Consider the following 17,401-nt stretch of genomic DNA (forward strand, 5'->3'; position numbering starts at 1 on the left):
GGGACCGGGCGGCCATGCCATTCAGCCAGCAGCGCTTGGTTCGTTCGCCGACCGGCGCCGACCTCAATCTTCTGGTCAGGCAGGCCGATGGCCGGCCACGTGCGGTCATCCACATCAATCACGGGCTGGCCGAGCATGCCGCGCGCTATGCCCGTTTCGCCGACTTCCTCGCCGAGCGTGGTTTCCACGCCTATGTCCACGACCATCGCGGCCATGGCGCGACCAGGGCACCCGACGCGCCGCTCGGCAGATTCGCCGACAAGGACGGACCTTCCAGGGTGATCGCCGATGTCGACGCCATCCACGATCTCATCGCCGTCGAATGCCCTAGCCTTCCGGTCTTCCTCTTCGGCCACTCGATGGGCGCGTCCGTGGCGCTGAACTACCTTTTGGCCCATTCGCCGCGCGTCCATGCAGCCGCGATCTGGAACGGCAATTTCTCGCAACGGCTGCTTGGGCAGCTGGCACTCGGCATCCTCGCCTGGGAACGGATGCGGCTGGGCTCGGATGTCCCGTCGCGCCTGCTGCCGAAACTCACCTTCCAGGCCTGGGGCAAGGCGGTGCCCAACCACCGGACGCTGTTCGACTGGCTGTCGCGCGACGAGGCCGAGGTGGCCAGATACATCGCCGACCCGCTGTGCGGCTGGGACGCCTCTGTCTCGATGTGGCGCGACGTGGTCTCGATGGCGCTGAATGGCGGCAAGGATGCCGGCTTTGCCAGTATCCGGCGCGACCTTCCCATCGCCATTGTCGGCGGCGAGAAGGACCCGGCTTCCGACTACGGCAAGGGCGTCACCCATCTCGCCAACCGCATGCGCAGGATGGGCTTTTCGAATCTCGTTACAAAGGTTTACGCCGACACGCGCCACGAAAGCCTGAACGAGGTGAACCGCGATGCCATCATGGACGATTTCGCCGCCTGGGCCGACGGCGTGCTGAAGGCTTGAAAGGGTTTGGCCCATCGCAAGGGCCGTGACAGCGGCGCAAGGTGTTGATAGAGGCTGCGGTTCCGACCAATTCTGGTGATTTATGGCCGAACCACCCCTGAAAGGCGTCCGCGTCGTCGAACTTGCCCGCATCCTTGCCGGGCCCTGGGCCGGGCAGTTGCTCGCCGATCTCGGCGCCGACGTCATCAAGGTCGAAAGCCCAGATGGCGGCGACGACACCCGCAAATGGGGACCGCCCTTCGTCATGAGCCATGACGGCGAAAACCTGTCGGCCGCCTATTACCATTCCTGCAATCGCGGCAAGCGTTCGATCGCCGTCGACTTTTCGACACCGGAAGGTGCCGAGACAGTGCGCCGGCTGGTCGCCACCTCGGACGTGCTGATCGAGAACTTCAAGCTCGGCGGGCTCCGGAAATACGGGCTCGACTATGACAGCCTGCGCAAGACAAACCCGCGCCTCGTCTATTGCTCGATCACCGGCTTTGGCCAGAATGGGCCGTATGCGCCGCGCGCCGGCTACGACTTCATCATCCAGGCCATGGCCGGCATGATGTCGATCACCGGTGAGGCCGGTCGCGAACCGCAAAAGGCCGGCGTCGCCATCTCCGACATCTTCACCGGCCTATATTCCGTCATCGCCATCCAGGCAGCCCTGCGCCACGCTGAGCAGACCGGCGAAGGCCAGCACATCGACATGGCGCTGTTCGACACCCAGATTTCGGCGCTCGGCAACCAGAACCTCAATTATCTCGTCTCCGGCAAGTCGCCGGTGCAGATGGGCAACGCGCATATGAACATCGCCCCTTACGAGGTGGTGCCGGTCCGGGACGGCCACATCATCCTGGCGGTCGGCAATGACGGCCAGTTCGCCAAATTCTGTGGGGTCGTCGGGCTGGACGAGCTGCCCGCAAATCCCGATTTCGCCACCAATCCGGCGCGGGTCGCCAACCGGGTCAAGTTGCGCGAGCACATGATCGAGGCGCTGAAAAGCTGGGATCGAGACCCGCTGCTGGCCAAGCTGGAAGCGGCGAGCGTGCCGGCGAGCCCGATCAACACGATCGGCCAGATGTTCGCCGACCCGCAGACCATCGCGCGCGGCATGCGGCTCGACCTCGACGACGGTCACGGCAACCGCCTGCCTTCGGTGCGCGCGCCGATGGTGATGTCCGGCACACCGCTCGTCTATGAGCGCCCCTCGCCGCGCCTCGGCGAGCACACGCAAGAAATCCTTGCCGAACTGGAGAGGTCTGGAAAATGAAGACCGGCGGACAACTCATCGTCGACGCGCTCGAAGCCAACGGCACCGACCGCATCTATTGCGTGCCGGGCGAATCCTATCTCGCGGTGCTCGACGCGCTGCATGATTCCAAGATCCGCACCATCGTTTGCCGCCAGGAAGGCGGCGCGGCGATGATGGCCGACTGCCATGGCCGGCTGACCGGCAAGCCAGGCATCTGCTTCGTCACCCGCGGTCCGGGCGCCACCAACGCGTCGGCCGGCATCCACATCGCCATGCAGGATTCGGTGCCACTCATCCTGTTCATCGGCCAGGTCGCCAGCCACGCCAAGGAGCGCGAGGCTTTCCAGGAGGTGGATTACAAGAGGTTCTTCGGTGACATCGCCAAATGGGTGGTCGAGATCGACGATGCCGCGCGCATCCCCGAATTCGTCACCCGCGCCTTCGCGGTGGCGACATCGGGCCGTCCGGGCCCGGTGGTCATCTCGCTGCCCGAGGACATGCTGACCAGCGTCGTCGAAGCGCCCATCGCCTTGCCGCACACGCCCGTTGAAACCCGGCCGGGGGAAGCCGAACTCGGTGCGCTGGAAACACTGCTGGGCAAAGCCAAGCGCCCCTTCGTCATTCTCGGCGGAACGCGCTGGGACGCGGAGGCCGTGGCACGGATACGCGCGATCGCCGAAGCGTGGTCGCTGCCGGTTGGCTGCTCCTTCCGCCGCCAGATGCTGTTCGATCACCTGCATCCGAACTATGCAGGCGATGTCGGCATCGGCATCAACCCGAAACTGGCCACCGCCATCAAGCAGGCCGACCTCGTGCTGCTGATCGGCGGTCGCATGGGCGAGATGCCATCCTCCGACTACACGCTGCTGAAAAGCCCCTACCCCGACCAGACACTGGTGCATGTCCATGCCGATGCCGGCGAGCTCGGCCGCGTCTACCGGCCGACACTGGCAATCAACGCCTCGCCTTCCGCCTTCGTCGAAGCCTTCGCCGGGCGCAAGCCGGCTGCGGCGCCGACCTGGGCCGATGAAACCGCCAAACTGCACGCCGCGTATCTCGACTGGTCGACACCGCCGGAAAGCGGCCCCGGCCCGGTCCAGATGGGGCCGATCATGAATTGTCTGGAGAAGATGCTGCCCGACGACGCCATCCTCACCAATGGCGCCGGCAATTACGCCACCTGGGTGCATCGCTTCCACCGCTTCCGCCGCTTCGCCACTCAGGGTGCGCCGACATCGGGCTCGATGGGCTATGGCACGCCGGCCGCCGTCGCCGCCAAGGATCTGTTCCCGGACCGCACCGTCGTCGCCTTCGCCGGTGACGGCTGCTTCCTGATGAACGGGCAGGAATTCGCCACCGCGGTCCAGTACGACCTGCCGATCGTTGTCGTCGTCGTCAACAACGGCATTTACGGCACCATCCGCATGCACCAGGAGCGCGAATATCCCGGCCGGGTGGTCGCCACCGATCTCAAGAACCCCGACTTCGCCGCCTTGGCTCGCGCCTATGGCGGCCATGGCGAGACGGTGGAGAGGACGGCGGATTTCCCAGCCGCCTTCGAGCGTGCCCGCGCCAGCGGCAAGCCGGCGATCGTCGAAATCCGGCTCGATCCGGAGGCGATCACGCCGACCCGGACAATGACGCAGATCCGCGACAAGAGCTAAGGCGAAAGGCAGCCTGCTGCCTCTCGCCGACTACGCTACATCGCCTTTTCGATCTGCCCGCGGATCTCGCCGTCCGGGTTAGCCTTGGTATGGACATTGACGTAATATTTGCCGGCCTCCAGGTCGGCTGCCTGCGCATCGGTGAGCGTCGCCGACCCCTTGATCGGGCTCTTCAGCTTTTTGAACGGGATGACGGGGTCCGCATTCGCACCCATCGCGGCCGGGCCATGAATGTGCGCGGCCGAAGCCGGTCCGCTGAGGCCGGAATATTTGACGTTCCAGCTAAGCTTTTTCTTGGTGGTGTCGAAGGTGAGGGTGGCGGTGCCTTTGCCCTTGGTGGTGACGGGCGGGCTCTGCTGGCTGCCGTCGAGCGTCGCCTTGTATTTCACCGTTTCGGCCATGGCCGGTGATGAGATCAGGAATGCGGTCGAAATGGCCAGCGCCGAAAGCACTGGCAGAAAAGATTGTGTGCGCATGAAGAACCTCCGATTGGCTTTGGCATGCCTCGCACCGACCTAGGCGCACGCATGCTCAACCTAACGGCCAGGCGCCGCAATGTTTCCCAGCACACGCATTTGTGACTGGCCGCGCAAAAAAAGGGCGGTCGCCCGCCCCTTTTCGCATTCGCATGAAGCGGATCGTGCCGCTTACTTGACCGCCTTGTCGGTGATCGCGGTCGTGTAGGCGCCTTTCGGCTCCTTGGTGATGATCTTCTGATCGAGCAGCGCCTTGGCGGTGCGCTCGTAGGTCGCCGGATCGAGCTTGCCATCGGCATTATCGATCAGCTTGGCGACTTCGCTCATCATGCGCTTCTGGTGGTTCTCGTCCTGGCCGCCGCCGTCCATGACGATGCCTGCGGCTTCGTCATTGTTGTCGATGGCGTATTTCCAGCCCTTCATCGAGGCGCGCACGAAACGCACCATCTTGTCCTCGAAGGCAGGATCCTTGAGCTTGTCTTCCGAGGCATAGAGCCCGTCCTCGAGCAGGTCGTTGCCCATCGCCGAGTAATTGAAGACGGTCAGCTGTTCCGGCTTGTAGCCGGCATCGATCAGCTGCCAGTACTCGTTGTAGGTCATGACCGAGATGCAGTCCGCCTGCTTCTGGATCAGCGGCTGGACGTCGAAACTCTGCTTGAGAACGGTGACGCCGTCGGGGCCGCCATCGGTCTTGAGGCCGAGCTTGTTCATCCAGGCGTAGAACGGGTATTCGTTGCCGAAGAACCAGACGCCGAGCGTGTGGCCCTTGAAGTCGGCTTCGGTCTTGATCGGACCGTCCTTCGGGCAGACCAGCTCCATGCCGGCCTTCTTGAACGGCTGGGCGATGTTGACCAGCGGCACGCCCTTTTCGCGGGCGGCCAACGCGCCGCCCATCCAGTCGACGATGACGTCGGCGCCGCCGCCGGCGATCACCTGCTCGGGAGCGATGTCGGGACCGCCGGGCTTGATGTCGACGTCGAGACCCTCGGCCTCATAGAAACCCTTGGCCTTGGCGACATAGTAGCCGGCAAACTGGGCCTGCGTGACCCATTTCAGCTGCAACGTCACCTTGTCGGCGGCCATTGCCTGGAACGCGGCGAGCGACATCGCGCCGGCCAGAACAGGAATAATCAGTCTTTTCATTTTTTTACCCTCTGAAGTTAGTGCCCTAAACCCACCGCCCCTATCCACCACGGACAGAGGGATGCCAAAACGTGACGGCTCTTTCGACAAGAGCGACCACGCCATAAAAGACCGAACCCGCAAGTGCTGCAACTGCGATTTCGGCCCAGACCATGTCGATGTTCATCCGCCCGACCTCGGTCGAGATGCGGAAGCCCATGCCGACGACAGGCGTGCCGAAGAACTCGGCGACGATGGCGCCGATCAGCGCCAGCGTCGAGTTGATCTTCAGCGCGTTGAAGATGAAAGGTGCTGCGGCCGGCAGTCTTAACTTGATGAGCGTCGGCCAATAGCCCGATGCATAGGTGCGCATCAGGTCGCGCTCCATATGGCCGGAAGCGGCGAGGCCGGCTACCGTGTTCACCAGCATCGGGAAGAAGGTCATGATGATGACGACAGCCGCCTTGGACTGCCAGTCGAAGCCGAACCACATCACCATGATGGGCGCGACGCCGATAATCGGCAGTGCCGACACCATGTTGCCGATCGGCAGCAGCCCGCGCCGCAGGAACGGCACCCGGTCGGCCAGAATCGCGGTGATGAAGCCGGCGCCGCTGCCCACGACGTAGCCGAAGATTACCGCCTTGAAGATGGTCTGCCGGACGTCGGCGCCGAGTATCGGCAGCGAACCGGCGATGCGCGCGCCGATGGCGCTCGGCGGCGGCAGCAGGATGAAGGGAATGCCGGCGCCACGCGTCACCGCTTCCCAGATAATCAGGATCCAGGCCCCGAAGATGGCCGGAATGATCAGGCGGAGCGCGGTACGGGCCCAATTTGCCATCGGGCGAAGCCCCGACAACACCGCCACGCAACGCCAGCCAAGCAACCAGGCCGCCGTGAGCAGCAGAAAGTACGGTGCCAGTGCCGAGCCTTCAAAACCTGCAATGCCTGAGATCAGCAACCAGGCGACGAGATGGGCACCGGCAAATAGGACGACGGCTTCCGCAAGCGAAGGAATCCTGATCATCGAGATCAGCGCCGCCACTATGGCCAAGGCGAGCATCAAGCTCTTCGTTCCGAGGTAGGGATAGTTGACGCTTGCGGTCGGGTCCGCAAGCGCTGCCGCTTCCGGCTTCGACATCGCGCCGAGCGCCACTGCGATTACGCACAGCACGATCGCCAGCACCGCTTGCCAGGATGGCTTCAGCCAGTTCATGCCGACCTCCCGCCCATGGCGCGGTCGACGAGGCGCCCGGCAATGCCGACTACCATGACCAGAAGTGCCGCCACGATCGAACCGGCAACCAGCGCCGACCAGATGTCGATCGACTGGCTGTAATAGGCGCCGGCGAGCAGCTTGGCGCCGATGCCCGCGACCGCACCGGTCGGCAGTTCGCCGACGATGGCGCCGACCAGACTTGCCGCCACCGCCACCTTCATCGAGGTGAACAGGAACGGCACCGAGGCCGGCACGCGCAGTTTCCAGAAGGTCTGCGAGGCACTGGCATTGTAGGTGTGCATCAGGTCGAGATGCATGATCTCGGGCGAGCGCAGTCCCTTCACCATGCCCACCGTCACCGGAAAGAAGGACAGATAGGTCGAGATCATCGCCTTCGGGATCAGCCCGGTGATGCCGACCGCCGCCAAAACGACGATGATCATCGGCGCCACCGCCAGGATCGGAATCGTTTGCGAGGCGATGATCCACGGCATCAGGCTGCGGTCGAGCGTCGCCACATGCACGATGCCGACGGCGATGATGATGCCGAGCGCGGTGCCGAAGGTGAAGCCGAGCAGCGTTGAGGAGAGCGTCACCCAGGCATTATAGACGAGGCTGCGGTTCGAATTGATGGGCCGCAGGAAGGTGTTTTCGAAGAAATTCACCGCCACCTGATGCGGCGCCGGCAGCGTCGGCTTCGGCTGCGCCAGCGTCTTACCGATGAATTCTACGGTGCCGGGGGTTTCGTTGGCACGGCTATCGAGATCGCGCTGGAACGGCGCGTTGAGGATAACGGCGAAGACGTACCAGAGCACGACCACGCCCAAGAGGATGGAGGTGACCGGGATGAGCTTGTCGCGGAAGGTGTCCATCAGGGACATTCCCTTCTTCTCGCCAACGGGAGAGAGCGATGCCACCCATTCTTCGTCATCCTAGGGCGAAGCAAGGAGCGAAGCGACGCGGCGCAGACCCTAGGATCCATGCCGTTACCTGTCCGACCCGCAGCGGCGCGGAATATGGCTCCCTGCGCCTCGCTCTGCGAGGCGGGTATTCTCAGCCGCTTGCACCCTTCGGCCGGCGTCACGGCATGGATCCTAGGGTCTGCGCACGCCGCTTCGCGTCGGCTCCGCCCTAGGATGACGAAGGCGTGGTTGGCCTCACCCGACCTCCGCTTCGCTCCGGCCACCCTCTCCCCATGGGGGAGAGGAGGGAACTCATCTCCCGCCCGCTCAATCATCATAGCTGTGCCCTGCCCTCAAGCCATCGCGGACGCGCGCGGCAATTGCCAGGAATTCCGGCGTCTCGCGGATGTCGAGCGGCCGCTCCTTCGGCAGTGTCGATTCGATGATGTCGCTGACACGGCCCGGGCGCGGCGACATGACGACGATCCGTGTCGACAGGTAGACGGCTTCGGGAATGGAGTGGGTAACGAAGCAGATGGTCTTGTTGGTGCGCCCCCACAGCTCCAGCAATTGCTCGTTGAGGTGGTCGCGCACGATCTCGTCCAGCGCGCCGAACGGCTCGTCCATCAAAAGCAGGTCGGCGTCGAAGGCCAACGCGCGAGCGATCGAGGCGCGCTGCTGCATGCCGCCGGACAGCTGCCAGGGATATTTCTTCTCGAAACCCGCGAGGTTGACGAGGTCGAGCGTCCGCTTGATCCGTTCGCCCTGCTCGGCCTTGGACAGACCCATGATCTCGAGCGGCAGCGCGACGTTGCGCTCGATGGTGCGCCAGGGAAACAGGGCGGCGGCTTGAAAGACATAGCCATAGGCGCGTTTCTCGCGCGCCTGTTCTGCTGTCATGCCGTTGACCGAGATCGTTCCCGAGGTCGGCTTCTCCAGGTCCGCGATGACGCGCAGCAAGGTGGTCTTGCCGCAGCCCGACGGCCCGATGAAGGAGACGAACTCGCCCTTGCCGATGGTCAGGTCGACGTTGGACAGCGCCTGGACCGGTCCGTCATTGGTCTGGAAAGTGAGGCCAAGTTTGCTTGCCGCGACGACGGCTGGCGAAATCCCTGTCATCGGCCGCGGCCTGCCTGTTCCCGCCACAGGGGCGCCGGCCGGATTCCGATTGCTTTTATCGCGATGTTGTTTTCCACTCGCCCTGTCCCATTGGCCCTGTTTCGCTCAATCGACGCCCGGAGTTTCCCCGATGTCGCCCAAACCCACTTGTCATCTTATCCGCCCTGAAAGCACTTATGAAGGCAAGCAGGGTTTGACCTATTTCGCCGGTATTGCAACGGAGTCGGTAGGCTCCTCCGGCATCTGCATGCATGTGCTCACCATGCCGCCCGGCGCTCGCGCCAAGGCGCATCTGCACGAGAACCATGAAACGGCGATCTACGTGCTCTCCGGCGAGGTCCATACCTGGTACGGCGACAGGCTCGAACATCACATCGTCGTCAAGGCCGGCGATCTCTTCTACATTCCGGCCGGCGTGCCGCATCTTCCGGCCAATCTGAGCAACGCCCCGTCTTCGGCCGTCATCGCCCACACCGATCCCAATGAACAGGAAAGCGTCGTCCTGCTGCCGGAACTGGATGCGCTGGTCGCCTGACGCCGACGGGAGCGCGGTCATTTGCACCGCGCGACTTCCCCCATCACATTGCCGTCCTCATCGGCGACCGTCAGCTTCTTGGCGTTCTTGGCGCTGCGCTTGATGGTGAATTTGGTCGGCTCCTGTCCCTCTTCACCTTCCGCCTCACATGTCGCCGTCGCTACGAGCGATCCGTCAGCCAGCGTTTGCGTCTTCGTGAACGTGCAGGCGCTGGCGGCGGTGATCAATTCCTTGGCGGTCAAAAGCAGCATCTGATCGGCGGCGACTTCCTGGCCGTTGCGGTTGATGCAGCCATATTTGTCGCCATAGGGTTTCGACAGGTCGATGCCTGCCGCGAAAGCCTGGCCAGCAGCCAGAACGGCAATCATCGCAACAGACAGACCATAACCACGCATGCTCATTCCCCCATTGCCCAACGTCAAGAACATGATTGCAGCGGCCCCAGTTCTTCCAGGCCGGGAATGGTGACGAAGAAACCAGCCTCTCCCTTGTTGGTGACCAGGATGGTTTCGACCGTCGTTCCCGCCTCGCCCTCGGCGGAACAGGTCGAACGCAGCGATTGCGTACCCAGCGCCGACGTCAATTGCTGGTCGAACCGGCAACCACTGCCATAGGTCTCGATGCCTTCCGCGGTCAGCAGGATATAGGCATCACTGTCCTGGTAGCCGGCCCTCACGCCGGCGCAGCCGACATCGTTGCCCCAGGAACCGGGCAGCACGCCGGCCGCATTTGCCGGACCACCGGCAACAGCCGCCAAGACCACCGAGAGCAGCGCGGCCGAACGCGCCAAGCTCAGACCCCCGTCGCCGGGATGCCTGACCGTTCCACTTTACGCGGCGCGGTGATGTCCTTCCACGTCGACAGCGCCCGGTTCACCGCCGCGTTGGGCTCTCGTCCGACGAATTGGCCGTGGCCGGGCTTGGCCTTGACCTCGGCTTCCTCGATCGACAGTTCGCCGCGCGAGAACACGAAGCGCGGCAGGCCGGTCACCTCGACGCCTTCGAACACGTTATAGTCGATGACGGACTGCTGCTTCTTCGACGAAATCGTCTTTTTGCGTTTCGGATCCCAGACGATGATGTCGGCATCCGCGCCTTCGACGATGGCGCCCTTCTTCGGGTACATGTTGAGTATCTTGGCGATGTTGGTCGAGGTCACCGCGACGAACTCGTTCATTGTCAGCCGCCCGGTGTTGACGCCCTTGGTCCACAGCACAGGCATGCGATCCTCGAGGCCGCCGGTGCCGTTGGGAATCTTGGTGAAATCGCCGACGCCGTTGCGTTTCTGCTTGGTGGTGAAAGCGCAATGGTCGGTCGCCACCACTTGCAGTGAGCCTGCCTGCAGACCGGCCCACAGCGAATCCTGGTGCAGTTTGTTACGGAAGGGCGGGCTCATCACGCGGCGCGCCGCATGGTCCCAGTCCTTGTTGAAATACTCGCTCTCGTCCAGCGTCAAATGCTGGATCAGCGGCTCACCGAACACCCGCATGCCCTTCTGGCGCGCCCGGCGGATCGCCTCATGGCTCTGCTCGCAGGAGACATGCACGACGTAGAGCGGCACGCCCGCCATGTCCGCGATCATGATGGCACGGTTGGTCGCCTCGCCTTCCACTTCCGGTGGACGCGAATAGGCGTGGCCCTCGGGACCGTTATTGCCGGCTGCCAGCAGCTTCTGCGAAAGGGCCGCGACCACGTCGCCATTCTCGGCGTGCACCAGCGGCAGCGCGCCAAGGTCGGCGCAGCGCTGGAACGACGCATACATCTCGTCGTCATCCACCATCAGCGCGCCCTTGTAGGCCATGAAGTGCTTGAACGAGGTGATGCCCTTGTCGACGACGGTTGCCATCTCGTCGAACACCTGTTTGCCCCACCAGGTGATGGCCATGTGGAAGGAGTAGTCGCAGGCAGCCTTGGAGGTCTTGTTGTCCCACATCTGCAGGGCTTCGAGCAGCGATTGCTGCGGCGCCGGCAGGCAGAAATCGACCACCATCGTCGTCCCGCCGGCAAGGGCGGCCCGCGTGCCGGATTCGAAATCGTCGGCCGAATAGGTGCCCATGAACGGCATTTCGAGATGGGTGTGCGGATCGATGCCGCCCGGCATGATGTAACAGCCGGTGGCGTCATACTCGTGGTCGCCATGCAGATCCGAGCCGATGGCGACGATCTTGCCGTGGCTGAACAGCACGTCGGCCTTCCATGTGCGGTCGGCGGTGACGACGGTGCCGTTCTTGATGACTTTGGTCATTTTCTTGTTCCCTTGTTCTCTTCGCGCTTCTTTGCGAGCGGCGTTTGGAAGGTAAATCTTTGAATTCACTCCACGATGACAGCCGTCTCCACCACCGCATGGAACAGCACGTCGGCGCCAGCGCTCGCCCATTCCTTGGTGATCTCCTCGGCCTCGTTGTGGCTCAACCCATCAACGCAGGGGCACATCACCATGGCGGTCGGAGCGACGCGGTTGATCCAGCAGGCGTCGTGGCCAGCGCCGGAAACGATGTTGCGGTGCGTGTAGCCAAGCCGTTCGGCGGCATCGCGGATCGCCTTGACGCAGCCGGCATCGAAGGTCACCGGATCGAAATGGCCGACCTGTTCGATCTTGTACTGGATGTCGAGTGCATCGCAGATCGTCTCGATGCCTTCGCGGATACGGCCATCCATGGCGTCGAGCACTTCCTTCTCCGGCGAGCGGATATCGATGGTGAAGACGGTGCGTCCGGCGATGATGTTGCGCGAGTTGGGATAGACTTCCATATGGCCGACCGCGCCGACGGCGTCGGGCTGGTAGTCCATGGCGATCTCGTGCACCAGTTCGATCACCCGGGCCATGCCGAGCCCGGCATTGCGGCGCTTGGGCATCGGCGTCGAGCCGGTATGGGCTTCCTTGCCGGTGAGCGTCACCTGCAGCCATTTCAGCCCCTGGCCGTGGGTGACGACGCCGATGTCGATATCTTCGTCCTCGAGGATCGGGCCTTGCTCGATATGCAATTCGAAAAAGGCGTGAATCTTGCGGTCGCCGACCTTCTCCGAACCCTTCCAGCCGATGCGCTCCAGCTCCTCGCCGAATTTCTTGCCGTTCTTGTCGGTATGCTCGTAGACGTCGGCCTGGTCGAGCACGCCGGCGAACACGCCGGATGCCATCATCGCCGGGGCAAAGCGCGCGCCTTCCTCGTTGGTCCAGTTGGTGACGACGATCGGATGTTTGGTCTTGATGCCGAGATCGTTGAGCGAACGCACGATCTCCAGGCCGCCGAGGACGCCGAGCACGCCATCATACTTGCCACCGGTCGGCTGCGTGTCGAGATGGCTGCCGACATAGACCGGCGGCAGGCTGGGGTCCGTGCCTTCGCGGCGGGCAAACATCGTGCCCATCTCGTCGACGCCCATGTCGAGCCCGGCCGATGGAAACAGTTAATCTATCGACCTCAGCACTTCGCGCACATGGTCGATCAGTTCGTTGATCTGGCCCTTGGTGATGATCAGCGGCGGCGACAGTGCGATGATATCGCCGGTGGTGCGGATCAGCGCGCCGCGCTCGAACGCCTTGACGAAGGCCGAGAAGGCCCGCTTGGTCGGGCTGCCGGCGATCGGCGCCAGTTCGATCGCGCCGATCAGGCCGATATTCCTGATGTCGATGACATGCGGCTCGCCCTTCAGCGAATGCAGCGCGTCTTCCCAATAGGGCGCCAGTTCCTCGCCGCGGGTCAGCAGCCCCTCTTCCTTGTAGGTGTCGAGCGTGCCGAGTGCGGCGGCGCAGGCGACCGGATTGCCCGAATAGGTGTAGCCGTGGAAGAACTCGATCATGTGCTCGGGGCCGGTCATGAAGGCGTCGTGGATTTCCTTCTTCACGAACACCGCGCCCATCGGGATGACGCCGTTGGAGACACCCTTGGCGGTGGTCATGATGTCGGGTGTGACGCCGAAATAATCGGCGGCGAACGGTGCGCCGAGACGCCCGAAACCGGTGATGACCTCGTCGAAGATCAACAGGATGCCGTGCTTGGTGCAGATTTCGCGAAGCTTCTCGAGATAACCCTTGGGCGGCAGGATGACGCCGGTGGAACCGGCAACCGGCTCGACGATGACGGCGGCGATGGTCGAGGCGTCATGCAGCGTAACGATGCGCTCCAGTTCGTTGGCGAGCTCCGCGCCATATTCCGGCACACCCTTCGAGAAGGCGTTCTTCTCCGGCAGGTGGGTGTGCGGCATGTGGTCGACGCCGCCGAGCAGCGTGCCGAACATCTTGCGGTTGGTGACGATGCCGCCGACCGAGATGCCGCCGAAATTGACGCCGTGATAGCCGCGCTCGCGGCCGATCAGGCGGGTGCGCGAGCCCTCGCCCTTCACCCGGTGATAGGCGATCGCCATTTTCAGCGCGGTCTCGACCGATTCCGAACCGGAATTGGTGAAGAACACATGATCCATGCCCTTGGGCGCGATGTCGACGAGCCGGTTGGCCAGTTCGAACACGATGGGATGGCCCATCTGGAAGGCCGGCGCGTAATCGAGCTCGGCGGCCTGGTGCTGGATCGCCTCGGTGATCTTCGGCCGGCAGTGGCCGGCATTGACGCACCACAGGCCCGCGGTGCCGTCCAGCACCTTGCGGCCATCGCTGGTCGTGTAGTGCATGTCCTTGGCGGACACGAACATGCGTGGCGCCTGCTTGAACTGCCGGTTTGCCGTGAACGGCATCCAGAATGCGCTGAGATCGTTCGGCGTGACTTTCAGCCGGTTGGACATGACCAAGACTTCCCCTTGTAACCTGTTTCGGTGCGTCCAACGCTTGGTCTTTGCCGCGCTTTCGTGCTACGCAAATTTTTGACCGATTGGACAAACGTTAGCACCGCCCTGTCGGCGGTCAAGGGATTACTAGCGGAAATGCGGCTCCTGAAGTGCGTTCCACAGCCTGGGGAAAAACTGGTCCAGAGAATTGGTCCAGATGATCCTGAACACGAGGTGTTGCAACGGTGAACACCGGCACGGAAGCCCCTCGCCGCACCCGCATACAGCAGGAAAAGCGCGAACTGATCCTCGAAGCAGCCCTCGAGGTGTTCTCCACCAACGGTTTCCGTGGCTCGACCATCGACCAGATCGCCGAAGCCGCGGGCATGTCGAAGCCCAACCTGCTCTATTATTTCCGCCGCAAGGAAGACATTCACGAGACGTTGATGCAGCGCCTGCTCGACACATGGCTGGCGCCGCTCAGGGAACTCGACGACATCGGCGATCCGATGACGGAACTCAGGAGCTACATCAGGCGCAAGCTGGAAATGGCGCGCGATTTTCCGCGCGAGAGCCGGCTGTTCGCCAACGAGATCCTGCAAGGCGCGCCGCGCATCATGCCGCTGCTGGCCGGCGAGCTGAAGACGCTGGTCGACGAGAAGGCCGCCGTCATCAAGGGCTGGATGCGCGCCGGCAAGATCGCCAGGACCGATCCCTGGCACCTGATCTTCTCGATCTGGGCAACCACGCAGCATTACGCCGATTTCGACGTCCAGGTCCGCGCCGTGCTCGGCCCGAACCGTGGCGGCGACGGCCGCTTCGAGGATGCGGCGAGGTTCCTGGAGCAGTTGTTCCTCGAAGGGCTGAAGCCGAAGGCCTGACTTCGGCCTTCCGCGATCGCTTAGGCGCTGCGCCGCTTGGCCGGCAGCGCGTCCAGCAATGTTTGCAGCTTGGCGATCGAGTTCTGCTCGGCGAGCGGCGTGTAGACGACCAGCCGCATGTCGGAACCATCGTCGATCGACAGGCTCATATGCTCGAAGGCCATCGCGCCGGCCGTGGGGTGCCGGACGTGCTTCAGGCCAGCCAGCCTTCGGGCCACGTCCCGCCGGGGCCACCAGTCGCGGAACTCCGGGCTCGATCGCATCATCAGCGCGATCAGCCGGTCGAAGTCCGGGTCGCCGACATATTTGGCGCTTTCGGCGCGAAACGATGCGAGCACCACGCGGGCAAGCTCCTCCCAGTCGACCAGCAAGCGGCGGTGGTGTGGATTTGTGAAGACCATATGGACGATGTTGCGGGCATCTCCCTCAAGCAGGCCATAATCGCCGAACACCGCAACGGCCGCCGGGTTCCAGGCAAGCACGTCCCAGCGCCGGCCGACGACATAGGCGGGTTGCAGGACAAGGCTCTGCAGCATGTGCAGCAAGGCGCCATCGACCTTTTCCGGTGCGGCCACGCGGCGCTCCGGCTGTTGGCGGCCGGCAAGGATGAACAGATGGCGCTTCTCGATGGCGTCGAGGCGCAACGCCTCGCTCAGCGCGGTCAGCACCTCGACCGAGGGCCTGACGTCCCTGCCCTGTTCCAGCCAGGTGTACCAGGTCGTGCCGACGCCGGCGATCATCGCCACCTCCTCGCGACGCAGGCCCGGCGTGCGACGCCTGAGGCCCGTGGCGATGCCCGTTGCCGACGGCGTCAGCCTTTCTCGGCGCGAGCGCAGGAAGGCGCCAAGCTCGCGCCGGCGGCTGTCTTCAGCGGAATGTGAGGGAGCATCCATGCGTCTATTATAGCAGTACCGATACCAGGATAAAGTTTGAACTGTTTGAGATCGGCCCGATGTCCCATCTTGCGGCGGGAGCAGCAGACAGGAGGCTCCAAACATGGACCTGCCAAACATGGATCTGAAAGACAAGACTATCCTCATCACCGGCTCGACCGACGGCGTTGGCCGCGTCGTCGCGCAAAGGCTGGGCGGGGCCGGCGCCCGCATCCTGGTACACGGCCGCGATGCTGCGCGCGGCAAGGCAACGGTCGCCGATATCGAAGCCGCCGGCGGCAAGGCCGAGTTCTTCGCCGCCGACCTCGCCTCGCTGGCGCAGGTTCGCCACCTCGCCGAGGCCGTACGTGAAAAGACAGGCCGGCTCGACATCCTCATCAACAATGCCGGCGTTGGAACGGCCGGCGCCAAACGGCAGATCAGCGGCGACGGCCATGAACTGCGTTTCGCGGTCAATTATCTCGCCGGCTTCCTGCTGACCTCGGAGCTTCTGCCACTACTGAAGGCGAGTGCTCCAGCGCGCATCGTCAATGTCGCCTCCGCCGGCCAACAGGCGATCGACTTCGGCGATGTCATGCTGACCCATGGCTATAGCGGCGTGCGCGCCTACTGCCAGAGCAAGCTGGCGCAGATCCTGTTCACCGTCGATCTGGCCGAGCAGCTGAAAGGCACCGGGGTCACCGTCAACGCCCTGCATCCGGCGAGCTACATGAACACCACCATGGTCCGGCAGGCCGGGGTCACGCCATGGAATTCGGTCGAGACCGGTGCCGACGCCATCGTCAATCTCGCCACGTCGCCAGCACTCGAAGGCCGCAGCGGCCTCTATTTCGATGGCCTACGAGAAGCGCGCGCCGACGCCCAGGCCTACGACGCCGGAGCACGACAACAATTGCGAAGCCTCAGCCTCGACCTTGTCGGCCAGGCTTCCACAAAATCGAAGGAACAGCATTCATGACCGACGGAACTGAACACACAGTCATCATCGGCGGTTCGTCCGGCATCGGCCTGGCGACGGCGCGAAAACTGCTAGGCCCGGGCATGAAGGTGACCATCACCGGGCGCAACCAGGATAAGCTCAACGGCGCCTGGAAGAGCCTTGGCGGCGCCGCCAACAAGGCAGCATTCGATGCTTCAAAGCCGGACGAGGTCCGCCAGTTCTTCGAGCGCCTCGGCCCGTTCGACCATCTTGTTCTGGCGGCAAGCGGTGGCAAGGGCCTTGGCCCGTTCCACACCCTCGATCTCGCCGACATCGGCAGCGGCGTCGAGGAGAAGGTGCGGCCGCAACTGTCCTGCCTGCAGGCGGCATTGCCGACACTCAACAAATCCGGATCGGTGACCTTCATATCGGCGGTATCAGCCCAGACCACCATGCCCGGCGTTGCCGGCATCGGTGCCGTCAACGGCATGTTGCTGACCGTGACACCGATCCTGGCCGTCGAGCTGAAGCCGCTGCGCGTCAATGTCGTGGCGCCGGGCGTCATCGACACGCCCTGGTGGGATTTTCTGCCGGACGAGCAGCGGCAGGCGGTCTTTGCTGAATATGCCGGCAAGACGCCGGTCGGCAGGATCGGCCGCGCCGACGACGTTGCCTCGGCGATAGCCTTCCTCGTCTCCAACGGCTTCATGACCGGCCAGGTGCTGACCTGCGATGGCGGCCTGCGGTTCGCGGCCTAGCTTCGGCC

The 17,401-nt window shown here is 63.6% G+C and carries 17 protein-coding genes and 1 pseudogene; 7 read left to right on the forward strand and 11 right to left on the reverse strand.

Annotated features, from left to right (window positions below):
- The first annotated feature begins 14 nt into the window (after nt 1-14).
- The 3 genes from LB577_RS07240 to LB577_RS07250 all read left to right on the forward strand — a co-directional run bounded on the left by LB577_RS07240 (nt 15) and on the right by LB577_RS07250 (nt 3,851).
- On the forward strand, nt 15-947 hold the full coding sequence (locus LB577_RS07240) for an alpha/beta fold hydrolase (protein WP_224686162.1): 933 nt from the start codon (nt 15-17) through the stop codon (nt 945-947).
- Nucleotides 948-1,029: 82 nt separating this feature from the next.
- Nucleotides 1,030-2,205, forward strand: coding sequence for a CaiB/BaiF CoA transferase family protein (locus LB577_RS07245; protein ID WP_224686163.1), 1,176 nt, complete (start codon nt 1,030-1,032; stop codon nt 2,203-2,205).
- Complete coding sequence (locus LB577_RS07250) at nt 2,202-3,851, forward strand: thiamine pyrophosphate-binding protein (protein WP_224686164.1); 1,650 nt, start codon at nt 2,202-2,204, stop codon at nt 3,849-3,851. Before LB577_RS07245 ends, LB577_RS07250 begins: the two co-directional genes overlap by 4 nt.
- 35 nt (nt 3,852-3,886) lie before the next feature.
- On the opposite strand, the gene LB577_RS07255 is transcribed toward LB577_RS07250, so the two are convergent.
- The 5 genes from LB577_RS07255 to LB577_RS07275 all read right to left on the reverse strand — a co-directional run bounded on the left by LB577_RS07255 (nt 3,887) and on the right by LB577_RS07275 (nt 8,689).
- The gene (locus LB577_RS07255) at nt 3,887-4,327 is read right to left on the reverse strand and encodes a CHRD domain-containing protein (protein ID WP_224686165.1); all 441 of its coding nucleotides are present in this window, start codon (nt 4,325-4,327) and stop codon (nt 3,887-3,889) included.
- Between the two features lie 171 nt (nt 4,328-4,498).
- Nucleotides 4,499-5,470 carry an ABC transporter substrate-binding protein gene (locus LB577_RS07260; protein ID WP_224686166.1) on the reverse strand — a complete coding sequence of 324 codons (972 nt, stop codon included), beginning with the start codon at nt 5,468-5,470 and terminating at the stop codon, nt 4,499-4,501.
- A 40-nt stretch (nt 5,471-5,510) separates the two neighbouring features.
- Nucleotides 5,511-6,665: an ABC transporter permease gene (locus tag LB577_RS07265; protein WP_224686167.1), complete on the reverse strand. Its 1,155-nt coding sequence runs from the start codon at nt 6,663-6,665 to the stop codon at nt 5,511-5,513.
- Nucleotides 6,662-7,540, reverse strand: a complete 879-nt coding sequence (locus LB577_RS07270) for an ABC transporter permease (RefSeq protein ID WP_224686198.1) — start codon at nt 7,538-7,540, stop codon at nt 6,662-6,664. The genes LB577_RS07265 and LB577_RS07270 overlap by 4 nt, the downstream gene beginning before the upstream one ends.
- A gap of 357 nt (nt 7,541-7,897) precedes the next feature.
- The gene (locus LB577_RS07275) at nt 7,898-8,689 is read right to left on the reverse strand and encodes an ABC transporter ATP-binding protein (protein WP_224686168.1); all 792 of its coding nucleotides are present in this window, start codon (nt 8,687-8,689) and stop codon (nt 7,898-7,900) included.
- Nucleotides 8,690-8,819: 130 nt separating this feature from the next.
- Here LB577_RS07275 and LB577_RS07280 point away from each other — a divergent pair, with 130 nt between their 5' ends.
- Nucleotides 8,820-9,224 (forward strand): cupin domain-containing protein, encoded by a 405-nt coding sequence (locus tag LB577_RS07280; RefSeq protein WP_224686169.1) that lies wholly within the window; start codon nt 8,820-8,822, stop codon nt 9,222-9,224.
- A 17-nt stretch (nt 9,225-9,241) separates the two neighbouring features.
- On the opposite strand, the gene LB577_RS07285 is transcribed toward LB577_RS07280, so the two are convergent.
- The 5 genes and pseudogenes from LB577_RS07285 to LB577_RS07305 form a co-directional block, all read right to left on the reverse strand.
- Nucleotides 9,242-9,619 carry a hypothetical protein gene (locus LB577_RS07285; RefSeq protein WP_224686170.1) on the reverse strand — a complete coding sequence of 126 codons (378 nt, stop codon included), beginning with the start codon at nt 9,617-9,619 and terminating at the stop codon, nt 9,242-9,244.
- 23 nt (nt 9,620-9,642) lie between these two features.
- The gene (locus LB577_RS07290; RefSeq protein WP_224686171.1) at nt 9,643-10,014 is read right to left on the reverse strand and encodes a hypothetical protein; all 372 of its coding nucleotides are present in this window, start codon (nt 10,012-10,014) and stop codon (nt 9,643-9,645) included.
- Between the two features lie 2 nt (nt 10,015-10,016).
- Nucleotides 10,017-11,468 carry a dihydropyrimidinase gene (gene hydA, locus LB577_RS07295; protein WP_224686172.1) on the reverse strand — a complete coding sequence of 484 codons (1,452 nt, stop codon included), beginning with the start codon at nt 11,466-11,468 and terminating at the stop codon, nt 10,017-10,019.
- A 65-nt stretch (nt 11,469-11,533) separates the two neighbouring features.
- Nucleotides 11,534-12,622 (reverse strand): annotated as a pseudogene (locus LB577_RS07300) (Zn-dependent hydrolase); the annotation flags it as partial.
- A 9-nt stretch (nt 12,623-12,631) separates the two neighbouring features.
- The gene (locus tag LB577_RS07305) at nt 12,632-13,960 is read right to left on the reverse strand and encodes an aspartate aminotransferase family protein (protein WP_013894612.1); all 1,329 of its coding nucleotides are present in this window, start codon (nt 13,958-13,960) and stop codon (nt 12,632-12,634) included.
- A gap of 227 nt (nt 13,961-14,187) precedes the next feature.
- Between LB577_RS07305 and LB577_RS07310 the strand changes: the two genes are divergently transcribed.
- A complete protein-coding gene (locus tag LB577_RS07310; protein ID WP_023765181.1) occupies nt 14,188-14,823 on the forward strand; it encodes a TetR family transcriptional regulator C-terminal domain-containing protein in 636 nt (211 codons plus the stop codon).
- A gap of 20 nt (nt 14,824-14,843) precedes the next feature.
- Here LB577_RS07310 and LB577_RS07315 read toward each other — a convergent pair whose 3' ends face one another.
- Entirely contained in the window at nt 14,844-15,716 is an 873-nt protein-coding gene (locus LB577_RS07315) for a helix-turn-helix transcriptional regulator (protein WP_224686173.1), read from the reverse strand.
- 118 nt (nt 15,717-15,834) lie between these two features.
- Here LB577_RS07315 and LB577_RS07320 point away from each other — a divergent pair, with 118 nt between their 5' ends.
- Nucleotides 15,835-16,674: an SDR family oxidoreductase gene (locus LB577_RS07320; protein WP_224686199.1), complete on the forward strand. Its 840-nt coding sequence runs from the start codon at nt 15,835-15,837 to the stop codon at nt 16,672-16,674.
- Complete coding sequence (locus tag LB577_RS07325) at nt 16,671-17,393, forward strand: SDR family oxidoreductase (protein WP_224686174.1); 723 nt, start codon at nt 16,671-16,673, stop codon at nt 17,391-17,393. The genes LB577_RS07320 and LB577_RS07325 overlap by 4 nt, the downstream gene beginning before the upstream one ends.
- Nucleotides 17,394-17,401: the final 8 nt, after the last annotated feature.

Origin of the sequence: Mesorhizobium sp. B283B1A, assembly GCF_020165735.1 — a bacterium.
GTDB lineage: Bacteria > Pseudomonadota > Alphaproteobacteria > Rhizobiales > Rhizobiaceae > Mesorhizobium > Mesorhizobium opportunistum.

Bases quoted from the DNA above. Each gene is read 5' to 3' on its own strand.
- LB577_RS07250 (WP_224686164.1), top strand. From the start codon at position 2,202: ATGAAGACCGGCGGACAACTCATCGTCGACGCGCTCGAAGCCAACGGC.
- LB577_RS07325 (WP_224686174.1), top strand. From the start codon at position 16,671: ATGACCGACGGAACTGAACACACAGTCATCATCGGCGGTTCGTCCGGC.
- LB577_RS07260 (WP_224686166.1), bottom strand. From the start codon at position 5,470: ATGAAAAGACTGATTATTCCTGTTCTGGCCGGCGCGATGTCGCTCGCC.
- LB577_RS07255 (WP_224686165.1), bottom strand. From the start codon at position 4,327: ATGCGCACACAATCTTTTCTGCCAGTGCTTTCGGCGCTGGCCATTTCG.
- LB577_RS07275 (WP_224686168.1), bottom strand. From the start codon at position 8,689: ATGACAGGGATTTCGCCAGCCGTCGTCGCGGCAAGCAAACTTGGCCTC.
- hydA (WP_224686172.1), bottom strand. From the start codon at position 11,468: ATGACCAAAGTCATCAAGAACGGCACCGTCGTCACCGCCGACCGCACA.
- LB577_RS07265 (WP_224686167.1), bottom strand. From the start codon at position 6,665: ATGAACTGGCTGAAGCCATCCTGGCAAGCGGTGCTGGCGATCGTGCTG.
- LB577_RS07280 (WP_224686169.1), top strand. From the start codon at position 8,820: ATGTCGCCCAAACCCACTTGTCATCTTATCCGCCCTGAAAGCACTTAT.
- LB577_RS07315 (WP_224686173.1), bottom strand. From the start codon at position 15,716: ATGGATGCTCCCTCACATTCCGCTGAAGACAGCCGCCGGCGCGAGCTT.
- LB577_RS07320 (WP_224686199.1), top strand. From the start codon at position 15,835: ATGGATCTGAAAGACAAGACTATCCTCATCACCGGCTCGACCGACGGC.
- LB577_RS07245 (WP_224686163.1), top strand. From the start codon at position 1,030: ATGGCCGAACCACCCCTGAAAGGCGTCCGCGTCGTCGAACTTGCCCGC.
- LB577_RS07305 (WP_013894612.1), bottom strand. From the start codon at position 13,960: ATGTCCAACCGGCTGAAAGTCACGCCGAACGATCTCAGCGCATTCTGG.
- LB577_RS07285 (WP_224686170.1), bottom strand. From the start codon at position 9,619: ATGCGTGGTTATGGTCTGTCTGTTGCGATGATTGCCGTTCTGGCTGCT.
- LB577_RS07240 (WP_224686162.1), top strand. From the start codon at position 15: ATGCCATTCAGCCAGCAGCGCTTGGTTCGTTCGCCGACCGGCGCCGAC.
- LB577_RS07270 (WP_224686198.1), bottom strand. From the start codon at position 7,540: ATGGACACCTTCCGCGACAAGCTCATCCCGGTCACCTCCATCCTCTTG.